Genomic DNA, 3,181 nt, shown 5'->3' with positions numbered 1-3,181 from the left:
AACACAGTGGACGCGAGCAACTGAGGACAAGCCCTCGGCCTATTAGTACCAGTCAGCTCCACCCCTTACAGGGCTTCCACATCTGGCCTATCAACCCAGTCGTCTACTGGGAGCCTTAACCCCTCAAAGGGGGTGGGAATACTCATCTCGAAGCAGGCTTCCCGCTTAGATGCTTTCAGCGGTTATCCTTTCCGAACGTAGCCAACCAGCCATGCCCTTGGCAGGACAACTGGCACACCAGAGGTTCGTCCGTCCCGGTCCTCTCGTACTAGGGACAGCCCTTCTCAATATTCCTGCGCGCGCAGCGGATAGGGACCGAACTGTCTCACGACGTTCTAAACCCAGCTCGCGTACCGCTTTAATGGGCGAACAGCCCAACCCTTGGGACCGACTCCAGCCCCAGGATGCGACGAGCCGACATCGAGGTGCCAAACCATCCCGTCGATATGGACTCTTGGGGAAGATCAGCCTGTTATCCCCGGGGTACCTTTTATCCGTTGAGCGACAGCGCTTCCACAAGCCACTGCCGGATCACTAGTCCCGACTTTCGTCCCTGCTCGACCCGTCGGTCTCACAGTCAAGCTCCCTTGTGCACTTACACTCAACACCTGATTGCCAACCAGGCTGAGGGAACCTTTGGGCGCCTCCGTTACTCTTTAGGAGGCAACCGCCCCAGTTAAACTACCCATCAGACACTGTCCCTGATCCGGATCACGGACCCAGGTTAGACATCCAGCACGACCAGAGTGGTATTTCAACGACGACTCCACAACCACTGGCGTGGCCGCTTCAAAGTCTCCCACCTATCCTACACAAGCCGAACCGAACACCAATATCAAACTATAGTAAAGGTCCCGGGGTCTTTCCGTCCTGCTGCGCGAAACGAGCATCTTTACTCGTAGTGCAATTTCACCGGGCCTATGGTTGAGACAGTCGAGAAGTCGTTACGCCATTCGTGCAGGTCGGAACTTACCCGACAAGGAATTTCGCTACCTTAGGATGGTTATAGTTACCACCGCCGTTTACTGGCGCTTAAGTTCTCAGCTTCGCACACCCGAAAGTGCACTAACCGGTCCCCTTAACGTTCCAGCACCGGGCAGGCGTCAGTCCGTATACATCGCCTTACGGCTTCGCACGGACCTGTGTTTTTAGTAAACAGTCGCTTCTCGCTGGTCTCTGCGGCCACCCCCAGCTCAAGCAGCAAGTGCTATCACCAGTGATGGCCCCCCTTCTCCCGAAGTTACGGGGGCATTTTGCCGAGTTCCTTAACCATAGTTCACCCGAACGCCTCGGTATTCTCTACCTGACCACCTGAGTCGGTTTAGGGTACGGGCCGCCATGAAACTCGCTAGAGGCTTTTCTCGACAGCATAGGATCATCCACTTCACCACAATCGGCTCGGCATCAGGTCTCAGACTTCATGCACGACGGATTTACCTACCGTGCGTCCTACACCCTTACCCCGGGACAACCACCGCCCGGGCTGGACTACCTTCCTGCGTCACCCCATCGCTTACCTACTACAAGTCTGGTTCATCGGCTCCACCACTACCCTCAACTCCGAAGAGATCGGGCCGGCTTCACGGACTTAGCATCGCCTGATTCAGTACTGGGCGTTTCAAAGCGGGTACCGGAATATCAACCGGTTGTCCATCGACTACGCCTGTCGGCCTCGCCTTAGGTCCCGACTTACCCTGGGCAGATCAGCTTGACCCAGGAACCCTTAGTCAATCGGCGCACACGTTTCTCACGTGTGTATCGCTACTCATGCCTGCATTCTCACTCGTGAACCGTCCACAACTCGCTTCCGCGGCTGCTTCACCCGGCACACGACGCTCCCCTACCCATCCATACGGGCGTTGGCCCTATGTGTACGAATGACACGACTTCGGCGGTACGCTTGAGCCCCGCTACATTGTCGGCGCGGAATCACTTGACCAGTGAGCTATTACGCACTCTTTCAAGGGTGGCTGCTTCTAAGCCAACCTCCTGGTTGTCTCTGCGACTCCACATCCTTTCCCACTTAGCGTACGCTTAGGGGCCTTAGTCGATGCTCTGGGCTGTTTCCCTCTCGACCATGGAGCTTATCCCCCACAGTCTCACTGCCGCGCTCTCACTTACCGGCATTCGGAGTTTGGCTAAGGTCAGTAACCCGGTAGGGCCCATCGCCTATCCAGTGCTCTACCTCCGGCAAGAAACACACGACGCTGCACCTAAATGCATTTCGGGGAGAACCAGCTATCACGGAGTTTGATTGGCCTTTCACCCCTAACCACAGGTCATCCCCCAGGTTTTCAACCCTGGTGGGTTCGGTCCTCCACGAAGTCTTACCTCCGCTTCAACCTGCCCATGGCTAGATCACTCCGCTTCGGGTCTAGAGCGTGCAACTCAATCGCCCTGTTCGGACTCGCTTTCGCTACGGCTTCCCCACACGGGTTAACCTCGCTACACACCGCTAACTCGCAGGCTCATTCTTCAAAAGGCACGCAGTCACGACTGCATGTGCAAGCACACACAGCGACGCTCCCACGGCTTGTAGGCACACGGTTTCAGGTACTATTTCACTCCGCTCCCGCGGTACTTTTCACCATTCCCTCACGGTACTATCCGCTATCGGTCACCAGGGAATATTTAGGCTTAGCGGGTGGTCCCGCCAGATTCACACGGGATTTCTCGGGCCCCGTGCTACTTGGGTGTCTCTCAAACGAGCCGTTGATGTTTCAGCTACGGGGGTCTTACCCTCTACGCCGGACCTTTCGCATGTCCTTCGCCTACATCAACGGTTTCTGACTCGTCTCACAGCCGGCAGACCATGAAAAAGAGATCCCACAACCCCGTAAGCGCAACCCCTGCCGGGTATCACACGCATACGGTTTGGCCTCATCCAGTTTCGCTCGCCACTACTCCCGGAATCACGGTTGTTTTCTCTTCCTGAGGGTACTGAGATGTTTCACTTCCCCTCGTTCCCTCCACACTGCCTATGTGTTCAGCAGCGGGTGACAGCCCATGACGACTGCCGGGTTTCCCCATTCGGAAACCCCCGGATCAAAGCTTGGTTGACAGCTCCCCGGGGACTATCGTGGCCTCCCACGTCCTTCATCGGTTCCTGGTGCCAAGGCATCCACCGTGCGCCCTTAAAAACTTGGCCACAGATGCTCGCGTCCACTGTGCAGTTCTCAAA

The 3,181-nt window shown here is 56.4% G+C and carries 1 rRNA gene; it reads right to left on the bottom strand.

The features are described 5' to 3' along the window. Positions 1–22: 22 nt before the first annotated feature. Positions 23–3,148, bottom strand: a 23S ribosomal RNA gene (locus tag ABZ154_RS34655). Positions 3,149–3,181 lie beyond the last annotated feature (33 nt).

The sequence above is a fragment of the Streptomyces sp. NPDC006261 genome (genome assembly GCF_040613515.1).
Taxonomy (GTDB): Bacteria; Actinomycetota; Actinomycetes; order Streptomycetales; family Streptomycetaceae; genus Streptomyces.
The sequence above is the reverse complement of the archived record's forward strand: the minus strand, read 5'-3'. Positions and strand labels throughout refer to the sequence as shown.